This is a genomic window from Mesorhizobium sp. M0106 (genome assembly GCF_040322715.1).
In the GTDB taxonomy this organism is placed as follows: domain Bacteria; phylum Pseudomonadota; class Alphaproteobacteria; order Rhizobiales; family Rhizobiaceae; genus Mesorhizobium.
The window spans coordinates 94,040-108,679 of sequence record NZ_JAMYUA010000010.1 but is presented as its reverse complement, the minus strand read 5'-3'; the positions used below and the strand labels follow the sequence as shown (position 1 = coordinate 108,679).

The following is a 14,640-nucleotide window of genomic DNA, read 5'->3' as shown; positions in this document are numbered from 1 at the left end:
CGTGGCGGCTGAACGGAGGGGACAGTCATGACACGTTCGCTTCTTGCCGGAGCCTGCGCGCTGGCGTGGATTCTGATGCCGGTGGCAGGCGCGCATGCACAGACCGACATGGTGCTCGTGCCGGCTGACGATGCGTCCGGCGGGGCCGCCGACCAGGGCCCGGTGAGCAATGCGGCCCTAGCCGACAATGACAAACAGGCGCCGGTCCCGTTCGAGGGCGGCCAGCTGACCATCACTCAGGAGGAAGAGTACGGGGAACGGGTGCTCGCCTTCGACGGCAAGGAACTGGCGCGCAATTACGACGTCTTCTTCGACAAGATCGTCGAGGTCGGCGGCGTCAAGGTGGCGCTGGTCGATGTCGGCGACGGCGGCAATCAATGCGGCCCGGCCAAGGTGATCGTGTGGAAGCCGGAAGGCGGCACGATCCAGACGACCACGGTCGAGCAGGATGAATGCGGCGCGCCGCCGGCCGCGATCTCCGACAGCGCCATCTATTTCGTGCCCTATCTTTTGCCGGGCGATTCCAAGCCGGCGCTGCAATGGTCGCCGACGGACGGACTGACGACGTCCGGCAATCTGACCTACATGCCGGAGCTGGGCACCGACTGGAAGGACGTTGATCCGTCGAAATACGACAACATCATCGACGCCTTCCACAATGAAGCGGTCTACAAACTAGCCGAGACACTGCTTGGCAAGGACATGCCCGACATGGCGACCAGCCTGCTGGTCGGCGGCGGCACGGAAAAAACCGCGTCGGGCGCCTTTTTTGCCAGCGGCTGCGTGCCGCATGATTGCGGCGGCAATGACGGCTTCATGGCGGTCGACCCGGTCAACCGGAAGCTCTATTTCGCCCGCCGCGGCGACAAGCCCGAGCCGGACGCGTGGCCAGCGGTGAGTACATGGCCGGCCGACGTCAAGGAAGCGCTGGACAAGGCGCTGGGGTCGGCGAATTAGGTTTTTTTGCGCGGCGCGGCGACTACCCTGCTTTCGTCATCCTCGGGCTTGACCCGAGGATCCATGCCGTAACATCGGCCGAAGAACCGTTGTGTCGCTCGGATGTCACGGCATGGATCCTGGGGTCTGCGCCGCGTCGCTTCGCTCCTTGCTTCGCCCCAGGATGACGACTGGAGAGATGTTCTGGCCAATCTCCAAGGTCTGCGCTTTCCACGTCGTAACAACAATCGGTTGCCTCTGGCCCATGGCCGGGTGGACCCTATACCTTCAGGATGGCCGCAACCACTGCGAGGAAGCCATGCGAAAACTGATCTCCACCGGTTCGCCCTTCGAGAAGACCGCCGGCTATTCGCGCGCCGTGGTGCAGGGCGACTGGTGTTTCGTGTCCGGAACGACCGGCTACGATTATGCGACCATGTCGATGCCGGAGACCGTAGAGGCACAAACGCGCAATTGCTTGGCGACGATCGCCAAGGCGCTCGGGGACGGCGGCTTCGAGATGGCCGATGTGGTGCGGGCACATTACTATATTACCGATGCGGCTTTCGTGGATGTGGTGTTCCCGATCCTCGGCGAGGTCTTTGGCGAGATCAGGCCGGCGGCAACGATGATCGTGTGTCAGCTCAACAAGCCGGAGATGAAGATCGAGATCGAGGTGACGGCGCTGCGGCGCACAGCCTGATGCCTGTCACGGTTGCGAAAACGACACGGTCAGCACGAGGATCGGCCCATGGCGAAGGTCAGGCGCATCGTTGCAAACATAGACACGCAGGATATCGCGGCGGCAAAGCCCTTCTATCAGGATGTGCTCGGCCTCGATCTCAAGATGGATTTGGGCTGGATCGCTACCTACGGCTCGCAAGAGACGATGTCCGTGCAGATCAGTTTCATGGCCGAAGGGGGATCAGGAACGCCGGTGCCGGACATCTCTATCGAAGTCGACGACGTCGATGCCGCGCTTGAAAGCATGAGGACGGCCGGCTTTGCCATCGAATACGGTCCGGCGGACGAACCCTGGGGCGTGCGGCGCTTCTTCGTACGCGACCCGTTCGGCAGGCTGGTCAATATCCTTTCGCATCTCTAGGCATTTTGTCTTGAGCATCGGAGTTTCCCAAAACCGGTTTCCACTTTTGGGTCCGATGCTCTGAACCGCAGGCTTGCGCGCCGGCCGCTTGGCGTTTAGCAAGGCCGCGGCTCACGACACAATCAGGACGGTTCCCCATGGCTTCGAAAAATCTTCTCCTGCTTGCCGGCGACGGCATCGGCCCCGAGGCGATGGCCGAGGTGAAGAAGCTGATTTCCGCCATGAACGACAAGCTCGGCAGCGATTTCGTCACCGATGAGGGCCTTGTCGGCGGCTGCGCCTACGACGCGCATGGCGCGGCGATTTCCGATGCCGACATGGCCAAGGCAATGGCGTCGGACGCGGTGCTGTTCGGCGCCGTCGGCGGGCCGAAATGGGATGCGGTGCCTTACGAGGTGCGCCCGGAGGCGGGTCTGCTGCGGCTGCGCAAGGACATGGAGTTGTTTGCCAATCTCAGGCCGGCAATCTGCTATCCGGCACTGGCGGCGTCCTCCTCGCTGAAGCAGGACGTGGTCGAGGGGCTCGATATCCTGATCGTGCGCGAGCTCACCGGCGGCGTCTATTTCGGCGAGCCTAAGCAGATCATCGACCTCGGCAACGGCCAGAAGCGCGGCATCGACACCCAAATATACGATACGTCCGAGATCGAGCGCATTTCGGGCGTTGCCTTCGAGTTGGCACGCACGCGCAAGAACCACGTCACCTCGATGGAAAAGCGCAATGTGATGAAGTCGGGTGTGCTGTGGAACGAGGTCGTCACCCAGACGCACAAGGCCAGGTATGCCGACGTCAAGCTCGATCACATGTTGGCCGATGCTGGCGGCATGCAGCTGGTGCGCTGGCCGAAGCAGTTCGACGTCATCGTCACCGATAATTTGTTCGGCGACATGCTGTCCGACATCGCCGCCATGCTGACCGGCTCGATCGGCATGCTGCCGTCGGCCTCGCTCGGCGCACCTAATGTCAAGACCAAAAAGCGCAAGGCGCTCTACGAGCCGGTGCACGGCTCGGCGCCCGACATCGCCGGCAAGGGCATCGCCAATCCGATCGCCATGATCGCCTCCTTCGCCATGTGCATGCGCTATTCCTTCGGCATGGTTGAAGAGGCCGACCGGCTGGAAGGCGCGATCGCCGCCGTGCTCGATCAGGGCTTGCGTACCAGGGATATTCATTCGCCGGGGATGACCGAGGTCGGCACGACCGAGATGGGCGACGCGATCATCGCCAAGTTTCTGGGCTGATCCCGTGTCGGTCGACGTCCGCTGGGCGACGACCGGGGATGCGGCGGCACTCGCCGCCATGCTTTGCGAAATGGCGGTGCATTACCGGCAGCCGCCACTCGACGCCAGCCAAGCTTTATCGGCGGCACAGAAATGGCTTGGCGACGAAGGTCCGGCCTATCCGCATTTTGCGCTCGCCTTCGTCGATGGTGAAGTTTGCGGGCTGGCCTCGGTTGCGATCGCGCATCCCGGCATCGATCTCGAGCGGCTGCTGTTCCTCAAGGACCTATTCGTACGCAATGATGCCCGCAATGGCGGTGTCGGTCGAGCACTGATGGCATTCCTCGCCGGCCATTGGCTGCGCGAAGGCATCGGCCGCATCGACCTGACCACGAAGGACTGGAACGAAGGCGCGCTGCGCTTCTATGCCCAATTTGGTGCCGAGCGTCACGAGCAGAAGGTCTTTCTCAGGCTATCCGGCGAGGCGCTGCTGGCGATCGCGGGTGGTTCCTCGACGCGATCTTGGAAGCCCTAAATTTGGAGATTGGCCGAAACATCTCCCCTTTTGTCATCCTGGGGCGAAGCAAGGAGCGAAGCGACGCGGCGCAGACCCCAGGATCCATGCCGTTACCCGGCGGCAGTGCTCGGCCGACCAGAACCGAGCGCTTCTTCGTGGTGGATATGAGCGCCATTCTGAACCGCTGCGTTCCTCGACTTATGTCGCGTCATGGATCCCAGTGTCTGCGCTCCGCTTCGCGTCGCTCCGCCCTAGGATGACGCAGGCGTGGCGGCCGGCGACCCAATCGTGGAGGTACTAAACCCTGACACCTACCGGCACCGGACCCCACTGGTTTTCGCGCGGCTGCGTCGGGATCAGCGCAAAGACCAGGATGATCAGGCTGCCGAAGGTCGGGACCAGGAAAAGCAGAAAGAGCCATCCCGTCAGGCCGGTATCGTGCAGGCGACGCACGTTCAGCCCGAACCATGGCAGGGCTGTCGCCAGCAGGAAGAGACCGGAAAGGCCGACCGTCACTGCCGGCAATTCACTGTTGTCGAGATTGCCCATGGCGTCGTCGATAAAGACGCCGAGTCCCATGACCACGATCAGCGCGATCGTCCAGAACAGACAATAGCCCCAATACTCCTTGCGGCGGGCACGGCCGGCGAAGTTGAAGTAATTCTCGGTCAGACCCCGCCAGAAGTAGCTCCACAGGCCAGCCGATTCGGCCGGACTTTGTTCAGCGGAACGGCCGAAATGTTGCGGCTGACGTGCCGCGGGCGCATTGCCGGCCTGAGTTGGGGCGGCGGTTGCAGTGGAGGCGTCGGCGGGCGCGCTGGCAGGTTGGGAGCGGATCGAAAAAACATCGCGTGCCCGTCCGCCAGCCGGCTGGAATTCGACGGTCGTACCTCCGGCAACCGATGCTTCGCGGCGCAAATCTTCGCGCGCCAAAGTGTAGCGGTTGCCGTCGGCTCCGGTGATGAAGCCGAAACCCTGGTCTTCGTCGTAATGAAGAACTTCGCCGCGCATGTCCTGCCCACCCCCATTTCCCCGCCCCAGACTGTGCAAAGTTCCGGCAGACCGCAAGGGGCGTGCGGAAATGGAGAGTGGTGGCTATTTACCCCGGCCGTTTCTTCGATTTCTTGTGTTTCGCAGGTCCGCCTTCGAACTTCGCCTTGGCCGGTTTCCCGGCCCAGGGCTTCGCCTCGAATGCCGGGCGCTGGTCGGCCGGTGCGCGCTTCTCGAATTTGGGCGTGTTCTGATCGAAGGTGCGCTTGCCGCGGTGCGGCTTCTTGTCGGGTCGTGGTTCCTGGTAGCCGGCCCGCGACAAATCCGGCGTGCCATCCAGCCGCTTGACCGCAATGTTGCCCTGCAGCTTGCGATCGGGGCCGATCGCAGCGAGGAAACGCTCGGCCCAGTCCGCCGCGATCTGCACGAAGGTTTCCTCCGGCTGCATCTTGATGGCGCCGATCTCGCGCTTGGAAATGCCGCCTGTCCGGCACAGCATCGGGATCAGCCAGCGTGGCTCGGCATTCTGCCGGCGTCCGACCGACAGCGAGAACCAGACGCTGTCGCCGAAATCGTCGCGGCGGCTCGGTGCCTCATCCCGGCGCGCAAATTTTTCGGCCGACGGCGTGAACGGTGCCACGTCGAGAAGATCCTCCGGCGCCGAGTGGCTGGAGCGACACATCCGCACGAAGGCGGCGGCAACCTGTTCGGGCCCGTGCTGATCGAGAAGCACCTCGACGAAGCCGCGCTCCTCATCCTTCATAGGCTCGCTGAAGACCGGATCAGCGAGAATGCGCTCATCGTCGCGCCGCATCACGTCGTCGGCCGACGGCGGGCTTGCCCATGTCGCCGCAAGGCCGGCACTTTGCAGCAGCCGTTCGGTGCGCCGGCGGGCATTGTTGGGCACGATCAGCGCGCTGACGCCCTTGCGTCCCGCACGACCCGTGCGTCCGCTTCGGTGCAGGAGCGTCTCCGGGTTGGTCGGCAGGTCGGCATGGATCACCAGCTCGAGATTGGGCAGGTCGATGCCGCGTGCCGCGACGTCGGTGGCGATGCAGACCTTGGCGCGGCCGTCGCGCATCGCCTGCAGCGCGTGGCTGCGCTCGTTCTGGCTAAGCTCGCCGGACAGCGCCACGACGGAAAAGTTGCGATTGTTGAAGCGCGCCGTCAGATGGTTGACGGCGGCGCGGGTGTTGCAGAACACCAATGCATTCTTGGCCTCGTAGTAGCGAAGCACGTTGATGATGGCGTTTTCGCGGTCCGCCTGGGCGACGCTCAGCGCCCGGTATTCGATGTCGAGATGCTGCTTTTCCTCGCCGGAGGCCGAGATGCGCACAGCATCGCGCTGGTAGCTCTTGGCCAGCGTGGCGATGGAGCGCGGCACGGTCGCGGAAAACATCAGCGTGCGGCGATCGGCGGGTGCGGCATCGAGGATGAATTCCAGATCCTCGCGAAAGCCGAGATCGAGCATCTCGTCGGCCTCGTCGAGCACCACTGCCTTGAGCGCCGACATGTCGAGCGAATTGCGGGTGATGTGATCGCGCAGGCGGCCGGGCGTGCCCACGACGATATGGGCGCCGCGCTCCAGCACGCGCCGTTCGGTGCGCATGTCCATGCCGCCGACGCAGGACGCCACCGTGGCGCCGGTCAGTTCGTAGAGCCATTCCAGCTCGCGCGTTACCTGCAGGGCCAACTCCCGCGTCGGCGCCACGGCCAGCGCCAGGGGTGCCGCCGCGTGGGAAAAGCGCTCCGCGCCATCGAGAAGGGTCGGCGCCAAAGCCAGACCGAAGGCGACGGTCTTGCCGGAGCCGGTCTGGGCCGAAACCAGCGCATCGGCCTGGCCAAGCTCGAGAACGGCGTTCTGCACCGGCGTCAGCTCGACATAGCCGCGTTTTTCCAGCGCCTTTGCTAGCGCGGGAACAATAGCTTCGAAGTTGGACATCTTGCTCTTTCGAAATTCGGATTCTGAATACCCGGCGACGGGTCAAATGTCGGCATGCGCCACAGACGGGCGCCACGAGCCAGACGATGCTCGTTCGTACTTGGTGCCGCCGTCATTGTACAGGGCGGGCGGGTCGGCCTGCTTGCGATTGACTCTAGACGTAAACCGCGTAAAAGCCGGCACCGAACGGGATAGTTTTCGATGCGCGGCCTTTTGATGGCGCTTTCTGCCTTCGACATCCCCGGCCCCAATGCGAACCATTGGGCCGGGCGCGTCGCTGCGTCTCCTCGTTCCAGCAAAATCACGTTCTTGCTCAAAAAAACCGGCAAAACGACCACCAAAACGGTCTGATTCCCTTGGCCTAACCACCCCTCCCGGGTCCGGCCCGGGGGTTGAAACCCGCATCGGCCGGCGGGTTTTCTCCAGAAACCGAGCGGAGAGGGACAGGAGATTTCGATGAGTTTCAAGGTTGCGATCGTCGGCGCCACGGGCAATGTGGGCCGGGAAATGCTCAACATACTGGAGGAACGCGGCTTTCCGGTGAGCGAGGTGGTTGCGCTGGCCTCGCGGCGCAGCCAGGGCACGGAAGTGTCGTTCGGCGACCGCACGCTGAAGGTCCGGACGCTCGACCAGTATGATTTTTCCGACACCGACATCTGCATCATGTCGGCCGGCGGCAACGTCTCCAAGGAATGGTCGCCGAAGATCGGCAAGCAGGGCTGCGTCGTCATCGACAATTCGTCGGCCTTCCGCTACGACCAGGACGTGCCGCTGATCGTTCCGGAAGTGAACCCGGACGCGATTTCGCTGTTCACACGCAAGAACATCATTGCCAACCCGAACTGCTCGACGGCGCAGCTGGTTGTGGCACTGAAGCCGTTGCACGACTTCGCCACCATCAAGCGCGTCGTCGTCGCCACCTACCAGTCGGTCTCCGGCGCCGGCAAGGAAGGCATGGACGAATTGTTCACGCAGACGCGCGCCGTGTTCGTCGCCGACCAGGTCGACGTCAAGAAATTCACCAAGCGTATCGCCTTCAACGTCATCCCGCATATCGACGTCTTCCTCGACGACGGCTTCACCAAGGAAGAGTGGAAGATGGTGGCCGAGACCAAGAAGATGCTCGACCCGAAGATCAAGCTGACGGCGACCTGCGTGCGCGTGCCGGTGTTCATCGGCCATTCGGAAGCGGTCAACATCGAGTTCGAGAAGCCGATCACCGCCGATGAGGCGCGCGAGATCCTGCGCGAGGCGCCGGGCTGCCAGGTCATCGACAAGCGCGAGGACGGCGGCTACATCACGCCGCTGGAATCGGCCGGCGAGGACGCCACCTTCATCTCGCGTATCCGCGAGGACTCGACCATCGACAACGGCCTGTCGATGTGGATCGTCTCCGACAATCTGCGCAAGGGCGCGGCACTCAATGCGGTGCAGATCGCCGAGCTGCTGGTCGAGCGCGGGCTGATCCAGCCGAAGAAGAAGGCGGCATAGTTCGCTCACGGCCGTATCGCCGCTAGCGCGGCTGGCCTCCGCGGGGGCGCCGGACGACCGGCGGCCTGCGGTCGCAGGCTCGGCCTTCGGCCGCGATTTTTGCTCAGCTTGCTTTTCCGCTCACGGCCGTATCGCTGCTGTCGCGGCTGGCCTCCGCGGGGGCGCCGGAAGGCCGGCGGCCCGCAGTCGCGGGCTCGGCCTTCGGCCGTTAGCGCCCTTCTCCCCGTTCACGGGGAGAAGGTGCCGGCAGGCGGATGAGGGGCACAGGCGTCTCAAATAGGCAGCAAGGCGACGGCGTCACAGCCGGTTCTCCTCCGCCAGGTCCAACAGCAACTCCAGCGCCTCCTCCGCCCGGTCGGCGGGCACGAACAGATGATCGTGGTAGAAGGCCGAGACCGGATTGACGCCGATGCCGGCGGTGGCCAGCCGCGCGGTGATGGCGGCGAGGAAGCCGACCGCTTCCAGCGACGAATGGATGTTCAGCGTCAGCATCCGGCAGCGGAACACGGTTTTCAGTCCAGCGGCCTTGGCATGGTCTTCAAGCACGATCAGCGTCATGCCCTCGCGCTCGCGAAACAGCATCACCGGGTGGAGCCTGTCGGGAACGGGCGCATCGGGTGGCAACGTGGTGAAGACATGAACGCCGGCAAGCAATTCCGGCGTCATTGCCGCCAGCAACTGTTTCAGGTCGGTCTCTCCGGCCATCGGTTGCTTTTCGTTGTGCGATCAGGCGGCGGCTGCCGTCGAGCGTCGGAAGACACCCCTACGGATTTTCAATAACGCCCTCCATCTCACCTCGCAAGGTGGACTTGACCAGGTTCGTTGCCGGCTGAACTTGTACATCCGAGGTCGCCGTCCCCCGGAGTGAAAAAGAACTGGAGGCATGTCGGACCGCCGTCATGGGCCGCGTCCTTGGTTCGAGCTGGCGAAGGAGCCAGTGCTCACAACGACCGGAGGGGACATCAATGACCATGTCTCAGGCAGCACCCGTCTCACCGCGTGCCCTGTGGGCCGGCCGCGTGCTCAGCGCCGTCATCGTGCTGTTCATGATCTTCGACGGCGTCATCAAGCTACCGCCGCTCGAAATCGTCACGCAGACCATGGTGCAGCTCGGCTGGCCGGCCGATGCCAATGTCTCGCGCATGCTCGGCACCATTGGATTGGTCTCGACAGCGCTTTACGCGCTGCCACGCACCTCAGTGCTCGGCGCCATCCTGCTCACCGCCTATCTCGGCGGCGCCGTCGCCACGCATGTGCGTATCGGCAGCCCTTTGTTCTCGCACATACTGTTCGGCGTCTATCTCGGCGCCGTCGTCTGGGGTGGCCTGTATCTGCGCGATCCAAGGGTGCGCGCGTTGTTCCCGTTCAGCCAATAGCGGCGACATCGAAAGCCGTTCGATGGTGGCCACGCTGCCAGAGCGGGCGCGGTCTGCCGCCGCCTTTCTACTCTTTGGATCAAATTGAGCGCCGCCGGGCGGCAGCCGATCTTCTTCTTTGGATCAAATCGCCTGGTTGCGAGTTAGGGGGTGCAGCGGCGAGGACGGCACCCTGTTGGAGAGGAACGACAATGAAAAAGGTGATGATCTTGATGGCCTTGCTGGTCCCGCTCGGTGCCTGCTCCCGTACTGAGCAAGGCGCGGCAGTTGGTGGCCTGGGCGGTGCGGCGGTCGGCGCTGCTGTGGCCGGCAACCCGACCAAGGGCGCGGTGATCGGCGGTGCGGCCGGCGCTTTGGCCGGTGCACTGATCGGCCGTGCCAGCGAAAGCGGCCAATGCCGTTATCGCGATCGTAACGGTCGTGTCTACGTTGCGAGTTGCCCGGAAGGCTATTGATCGGGCCGCATCATATGGATGCAATAGCAAAACGGCGGGCAGGGCCCGCCGTTTCGTGGTTGTGGAGATGATTTTATTCGGCGCTGGCGGCTTCCGCCTCGGCCGGCGCGGCTGCGGCGGCGGCAACGGCCGCGGCGGCATCTTCCTGCGCCTTCTTCAGCAAGGCTGCGCGCTCCTGCGCCTTCTTGCCGGGCTCGGCCTTTTTCGGGTTGGCGCGCGCTTCGCGCTTGGCGATGCCGGCTTCATCGAGGAAGCGCAGCACGCGGTCGGTCGGCTGGGCGCCATGCGACAGCCAATGCTTGACGCGCTCGGCGTCGACCTTGACGCGTTCGCCGTCCTTGGGCAGCAGCGGATTCCATGAGCCGAGCGACTCGATGAAACGGCCGTCGCGCGGCGAACGCGCGTCGGCGACGACGACATGGTAATAGGGACGCTTCTTCGAGCCCGCACGGGCCAATCGGATTTTCAGTGGCATTTCTTTTCTCCTAAAAGCTCTGATTTGGTTGATCGGTTGGTGGCTGGTCCTCAGCCGGTTTTCGCTACGCCGTTGGATGCGGCGATCTGCTCGTGATGGCGGATCACTTCGCGGACGACGAAGTTCAGGAATTTCTCCGCGAAATCCGGGTCGAGATGGGCGTCCTTCGCCAGTTGGCGAAGACGGGCGATCTGCTCCTGCTCGCGCGCCGGGTCGGCAGGCGGCAGGCCATGTTCCGCCTTCAGCACGCCGACTGCCTTGGTGCAGCGGAAGCGCTCGGCCAGCATATGGATCAGCGCCGCGTCGATATTGTCGATCGAGGCGCGATAATTGGCCAGCGCCGCACGCGCGTCCGCCATGTCCTTCTCTTCGTTCATGGCGCCCTCACTTCTTCTTGCCGAGGCCATTCTTGCCAAGCATTGGCAGCCCGCCACCGCCCGGCAGGCCGGGAAGTTTCATGCCACCGGGCAGCCCAGGCAGGCCACCGCCACCGGGAAGACCACCGGGCAGGCCCTTCATGCCGCCGAGCCCGGCCGCCTGGGCCTGCTTCTGCAAGGCTTCGAGCTGCTTGGGGTCCATCTTTGAGAGGTCCGGCATGCCGCCGCCCATCATGCCGCCTGCGCCGCCAGGCATCATGCCGCCGAGCCCCATCTTGGAAGCGAGGCCGCCCATCATGCCGCGCATCAGGCCGCCGCCTTTGCCCTTGCCGCCCATCGCCTTCATCATGTCGGCCATGCCGCGATGCATCTTCAACAGTTTGTTGATTTCGGCCGCGTCGGTACCCGAGCCGGCGGCGATGCGCTTCTTGCGCGAGTGCTTCAGAATATCGGGGTTGGCACGCTCGGCCTTGGTCATCGACGAGATGATGGCGAGCTGGCGACCGAACATCTTGTCGTCGAGCCCGGCGGCGGCCATCTGGTCCTTCATCTTGCCCATGCCGGGCATCATGCCCATGATGCCACCCATGCCACCCATTTTCGACATTTGCTGAAGCTGGCCGGCGAGGTCGTTCAGGTCGAACTTGCCCGACTGCATCTTCCTGGCCATCGCCGCGGCTTGTTCGGCGTCGATGTTCTCGGCCGCCTTTTCGACGAGGCTGACGATGTCGCCCATGCCGAGGATGCGGTCGGCGATGCGCTTGGGGTGGAATTCCTCCAGCGCGTCCATTTTTTCGCCGGTGCCGATCAGCTTGATCGGCTTACCGGTGACGGCGCGCATCGAGAGCGCCGCCCCACCGCGGCCGTCGCCGTCCATGCGGGTCAGCACGAGGCCGGTGATGCCGACGCGCTCGTCGAAGCTTTTTGCCAGATTGACGGCGTCCTGGCCGGTCAGCGAATCGGCGACCAGCAGGATCTCGTGCGGCGACGACATCTTCTTGATGTCGGCCATCTCGACCATCAACGGCTCGTCGATATGGGTGCGGCCGGCGGTATCGAGGATGACGACGTCATGGCCGCCGAGCTTGGCCGCCTGCACGGCGCGGCGGGCGATATCGACCGGCGTCTGGCCGGCGACGATCGGCAATGTGGCGACCTTGACCTGCTCGCCGAGCTGGCGGAGCTGCTCTTGCGCGGCGGGACGCCGCGTGTCGAGCGAGGCCATCAAGACTTTCTTGTTTTGACGGTCGGCGAGGCGCCTGGCGATCTTGGCCGAGGTCGTCGTCTTGCCGGAACCCTGCAAGCCGACCATCATGATGACGACCGGAGCCGGTGCATTGAGGTCGATGGCGACGCCCTCGGCGCCGAGCATCTCGACCAGCTCGTCATGGACGATCTTGACGACCATCTGGCCGGGCTTGATCGACTTGACCACGGCGGCGCCGACGGCCTTCTCGCGCACCTTGTCGGTGAAGGAACGCACCACTTCCAGCGCCACGTCGGCCTCGAGCAACGCACGGCGCACCTCGCGCAGCGCCGCCGAGACATCAGCCTCCGACAAGGCGCCGCGGCCGGTGAGGCCGTTCAGGATCGAACCAAGGCGCTCTTGCAGGGACTCAAACATTGGTCAAACCGCCGTGCGAGAGCGCCTTGGATTCATGCTGATCCCCGTCGGGCCTGCGGCCCTCCACGCCTCTTGTGCGTTCCTGTAGCGATTCAAACATTCTTTTTCCTTTTCCCTGGCACCCGGATGATGCCCGAGAGGTAATGCGTTCGCGCCAACTGTCCAAGCAAAAGCCGGTCCGGGCAAAGCCCAAAGCCAAAAAGCACCCGGGGGCGCACAGCGCTGCCGGGTGTTGGCCTCCGGGATCGATTTACAGCACTTCACCTCAAAGAGGTTTCGGCGTCCCGGTCGGTTTGCTCGGAGGAATACTCGTCGCGGAATTCGCGGCGTGTAGACAGGAAATCGGCCGCAGAGTCAAGCTTTGGTCAAGCTTTGCGTCAAATAGCTCAGGACGACCAGGCAATGCACATCAGCGCACGCTGCCGGCGCGCGCCATATCCGGCTCGACCTTCAGCGGTGAGCGCGGATGTAAAAGCAGCAGAACGGTCAACAGGCTGCTGACGATGCCGATCGAAGCGATGAGGACGGCGTCTGAAGTCGTCCAGCCGGCGGCTTCGAGCGGCTTGGCGTTGAACAGGGCGAAGGAATTATAGCTTTGCTGGTGCGAAATCAGCAGGAAGCCGGTCAGATTGTTACCGAGATGGGCACCAAAGCCGGCACCGAGATTACCGGTTGCATAGACCAGAAGCGTTAGCAGCAGCGCAAAGGCGGCGATCGAGGCCAGCACGCAGGCATTGATGGCAGCGCTCGAACCTGGGCTCCAGTGCAGGGAGGTGAACAGCAATCCCGGCAGCAGCGCCCAGATGAAAGGGTTCCGGAACCGGCTCGCCAGGCCCCTGAGCAGATAACCGCGAAACAGCATCTCCTCCGACGAGGTCTGCAGAAAGGTCAGGGCGGCGATCGGGATCAGGAACGAAAGCCACGCGGACAGGCCGATCGCGCCGCGCGCGATGTCGGGCTGCAAACCATAAAGCAGGATCTCGGAAAGCAGCGAGGTGATCAGCACCGCGGTCAGTCCTTTCAGGAACCCCGACCAAGAAATGCGCCGGCTGACGCCAATCAGGGCTGTCAGCTTCTCGCGATGGATCCAGCGCATGGCAGCCCAAAGGCCGAGCCAGATTCCGGCAAATGAAGCCAGCGCCGCGAGGATGCCCGCAGGAGAGGCCATGAAATCCTGCACCGCTCCTCCACCTGGCGGGGCGGTGCCAGACGATGCCTGCCAAACGGCAAAGGCATAGGTGCCGCCGAACAGCACGGCGGCAGTGGTTCCGAGCCAGAACAGGATGACGACCACCGCTCCAAGCAGAAGCCGCGGCAAAGTGGTCTTGTTGTTGGCGGTGTGCCGGTACTGTTGGAAGGCGGTTGGGTCGATCGTCACGCGGGCTCGCTGGCTGGTGCTTCGGCTCGCAAGGTCTAGAACATCGGCCCCAATGTGGAAACCGGTATTGCAGCGGCAATGCCGGCTTGTGGCAATGTCGGGAGTGCGAGCGGCCGCCATTACAGGGCGACCGCCCTGTTTGTATCGTCAGCGCACGACGTACACGATACGCCGGCTGCCCGGATCGACCAGTGCCGGCTGGCCGTTCACATAGACGTAGCGGTAATCATAGTCCGGAATCTCGCGCAGCTCGACGGTGTCAGGTAACGTCGCGCCCGTCACCACCTCGCCCTCCAGATAGACCGGATCGAGCCGATGCGTACGCACATAGGTACGGATCTCGGCCGGCGGTCTCCGGATAGGCTCGATCGCCTCGCCGGCGACGATTGCTCCGGTATAGCTGTCGGAATACTCGACGCTATCGGCGGGCGGCGTCACGACGGCAATGTCGGCGCCGGCCGGACGCTGTGTCAGGACCACACGGCTGCCGCCGAAATCGGCCGTCACATAGTCGGAATAGACCCAGCCCTGGCCGTTAGCCTCGGCGATAGTGCACCATTTGCTGTTAGCGATGCAGCCGTCGAGCGTCGCCGACTGGCCGGCCGCGAGCACGCCGATCACCGGATATTGCGGGCCGGGGCCGGCGCGTACATTGAGATCAGTGATGGCCGAGACGGCGGTGTCGGCCAATGCAGAGCCCGACATCGCTATGAGCGCTCCGGCCACCGCCGGAAACAATATGCGTTTCATGGTC

Annotated in this window: 17 protein-coding genes; 9 read left to right on the top strand and 8 right to left on the bottom strand. The window is 63.8% G+C overall.

Annotated elements, in window-relative coordinates:
• The first annotated feature begins 27 nt into the window (after window positions 1–27).
• From NKJ55_RS12860 to NKJ55_RS12840, 5 genes are all read left to right on the top strand, one after another.
• Window positions 28–957, top strand: coding sequence for an Ivy family c-type lysozyme inhibitor (locus NKJ55_RS12860; protein WP_352450223.1), 930 nt, complete (start codon window positions 28–30; stop codon window positions 955–957).
• A gap of 298 nt (window positions 958–1,255) precedes the next feature.
• The gene (locus tag NKJ55_RS12855) at window positions 1,256–1,639 is read left to right on the top strand and encodes a RidA family protein (RefSeq protein ID WP_352450222.1); all 384 of its coding nucleotides are present in this window, start codon (window positions 1,256–1,258) and stop codon (window positions 1,637–1,639) included.
• 48 nt (window positions 1,640–1,687) lie between these two features.
• Window positions 1,688–2,041 carry a VOC family protein gene (locus NKJ55_RS12850; protein WP_352450221.1) on the top strand — a complete coding sequence of 118 codons (354 nt, stop codon included), beginning with the start codon at window positions 1,688–1,690 and terminating at the stop codon, window positions 2,039–2,041.
• Between the two features lie 137 nt (window positions 2,042–2,178).
• A complete protein-coding gene (gene leuB, locus NKJ55_RS12845; RefSeq protein WP_352450220.1) occupies window positions 2,179–3,282 on the top strand; it encodes a 3-isopropylmalate dehydrogenase in 1,104 nt (367 codons plus the stop codon).
• A 4-nt stretch (window positions 3,283–3,286) separates the two neighbouring features.
• Window positions 3,287–3,796 carry a GNAT family N-acetyltransferase gene (locus NKJ55_RS12840; RefSeq protein ID WP_352450219.1) on the top strand — a complete coding sequence of 170 codons (510 nt, stop codon included), beginning with the start codon at window positions 3,287–3,289 and terminating at the stop codon, window positions 3,794–3,796.
• Between the two features lie 279 nt (window positions 3,797–4,075).
• Here NKJ55_RS12840 and NKJ55_RS12835 read toward each other — a convergent pair whose 3' ends face one another.
• Both NKJ55_RS12835 and NKJ55_RS12830 read right to left on the bottom strand, forming a co-directional pair.
• A complete protein-coding gene (locus NKJ55_RS12835; protein WP_352450218.1) occupies window positions 4,076–4,789 on the bottom strand; it encodes a DUF805 domain-containing protein in 714 nt (237 codons plus the stop codon).
• Between the two features lie 88 nt (window positions 4,790–4,877).
• Entirely contained in the window at window positions 4,878–6,710 is a 1,833-nt protein-coding gene (locus NKJ55_RS12830; protein WP_352450217.1) for a DEAD/DEAH box helicase, read from the bottom strand.
• A gap of 201 nt (window positions 6,711–6,911) precedes the next feature.
• Here NKJ55_RS12830 and NKJ55_RS12825 point away from each other — a divergent pair, with 201 nt between their 5' ends.
• Window positions 6,912–7,061 (top strand): hypothetical protein, encoded by a 150-nt coding sequence (locus tag NKJ55_RS12825; RefSeq protein WP_352450216.1) that lies wholly within the window; start codon window positions 6,912–6,914, stop codon window positions 7,059–7,061.
• 105 nt (window positions 7,062–7,166) lie between these two features.
• A complete protein-coding gene (locus tag NKJ55_RS12820) occupies window positions 7,167–8,201 on the top strand; it encodes an aspartate-semialdehyde dehydrogenase (protein WP_352450215.1) in 1,035 nt (344 codons plus the stop codon).
• A gap of 297 nt (window positions 8,202–8,498) precedes the next feature.
• Here the strand turns inward: NKJ55_RS12820 and NKJ55_RS12815 are convergent, their stop codons facing one another.
• Window positions 8,499–8,906: an ACT domain-containing protein gene (locus tag NKJ55_RS12815; RefSeq protein ID WP_352450214.1), complete on the bottom strand. Its 408-nt coding sequence runs from the start codon at window positions 8,904–8,906 to the stop codon at window positions 8,499–8,501.
• 260 nt (window positions 8,907–9,166) lie between these two features.
• Here NKJ55_RS12815 and NKJ55_RS12810 point away from each other — a divergent pair, with 260 nt between their 5' ends.
• On the top strand, window positions 9,167–9,577 hold the full coding sequence (locus NKJ55_RS12810) for a DoxX family protein (RefSeq protein ID WP_352450213.1): 411 nt from the start codon (window positions 9,167–9,169) through the stop codon (window positions 9,575–9,577).
• A 191-nt stretch (window positions 9,578–9,768) separates the two neighbouring features.
• A complete protein-coding gene (locus NKJ55_RS12805) occupies window positions 9,769–10,032 on the top strand; it encodes a YMGG-like glycine zipper-containing protein (RefSeq protein ID WP_023680734.1) in 264 nt (87 codons plus the stop codon).
• A 73-nt stretch (window positions 10,033–10,105) separates the two neighbouring features.
• Here NKJ55_RS12805 and rpsP read toward each other — a convergent pair whose 3' ends face one another.
• From rpsP to NKJ55_RS12780, 5 genes are all read right to left on the bottom strand, one after another.
• Window positions 10,106–10,507 (bottom strand): 30S ribosomal protein S16, encoded by a 402-nt coding sequence (gene rpsP, locus NKJ55_RS12800; RefSeq protein ID WP_352450212.1) that lies wholly within the window; start codon window positions 10,505–10,507, stop codon window positions 10,106–10,108.
• A gap of 50 nt (window positions 10,508–10,557) precedes the next feature.
• Window positions 10,558–10,884 (bottom strand): chorismate mutase, encoded by a 327-nt coding sequence (locus NKJ55_RS12795; protein WP_352450211.1) that lies wholly within the window; start codon window positions 10,882–10,884, stop codon window positions 10,558–10,560.
• Window positions 10,885–10,891: 7 nt separating this feature from the next.
• On the bottom strand, window positions 10,892–12,508 hold the full coding sequence (ffh, locus tag NKJ55_RS12790; RefSeq protein WP_352450210.1) for a signal recognition particle protein: 1,617 nt from the start codon (window positions 12,506–12,508) through the stop codon (window positions 10,892–10,894).
• A gap of 409 nt (window positions 12,509–12,917) precedes the next feature.
• Window positions 12,918–13,886, bottom strand: a complete 969-nt coding sequence (locus NKJ55_RS12785; protein WP_352450209.1) for a CPBP family intramembrane glutamic endopeptidase — start codon at window positions 13,884–13,886, stop codon at window positions 12,918–12,920.
• A 147-nt stretch (window positions 13,887–14,033) separates the two neighbouring features.
• A complete protein-coding gene (locus NKJ55_RS12780; RefSeq protein ID WP_352450208.1) occupies window positions 14,034–14,636 on the bottom strand; it encodes a DUF1236 domain-containing protein in 603 nt (200 codons plus the stop codon).
• Window positions 14,637–14,640: the final 4 nt, after the last annotated feature.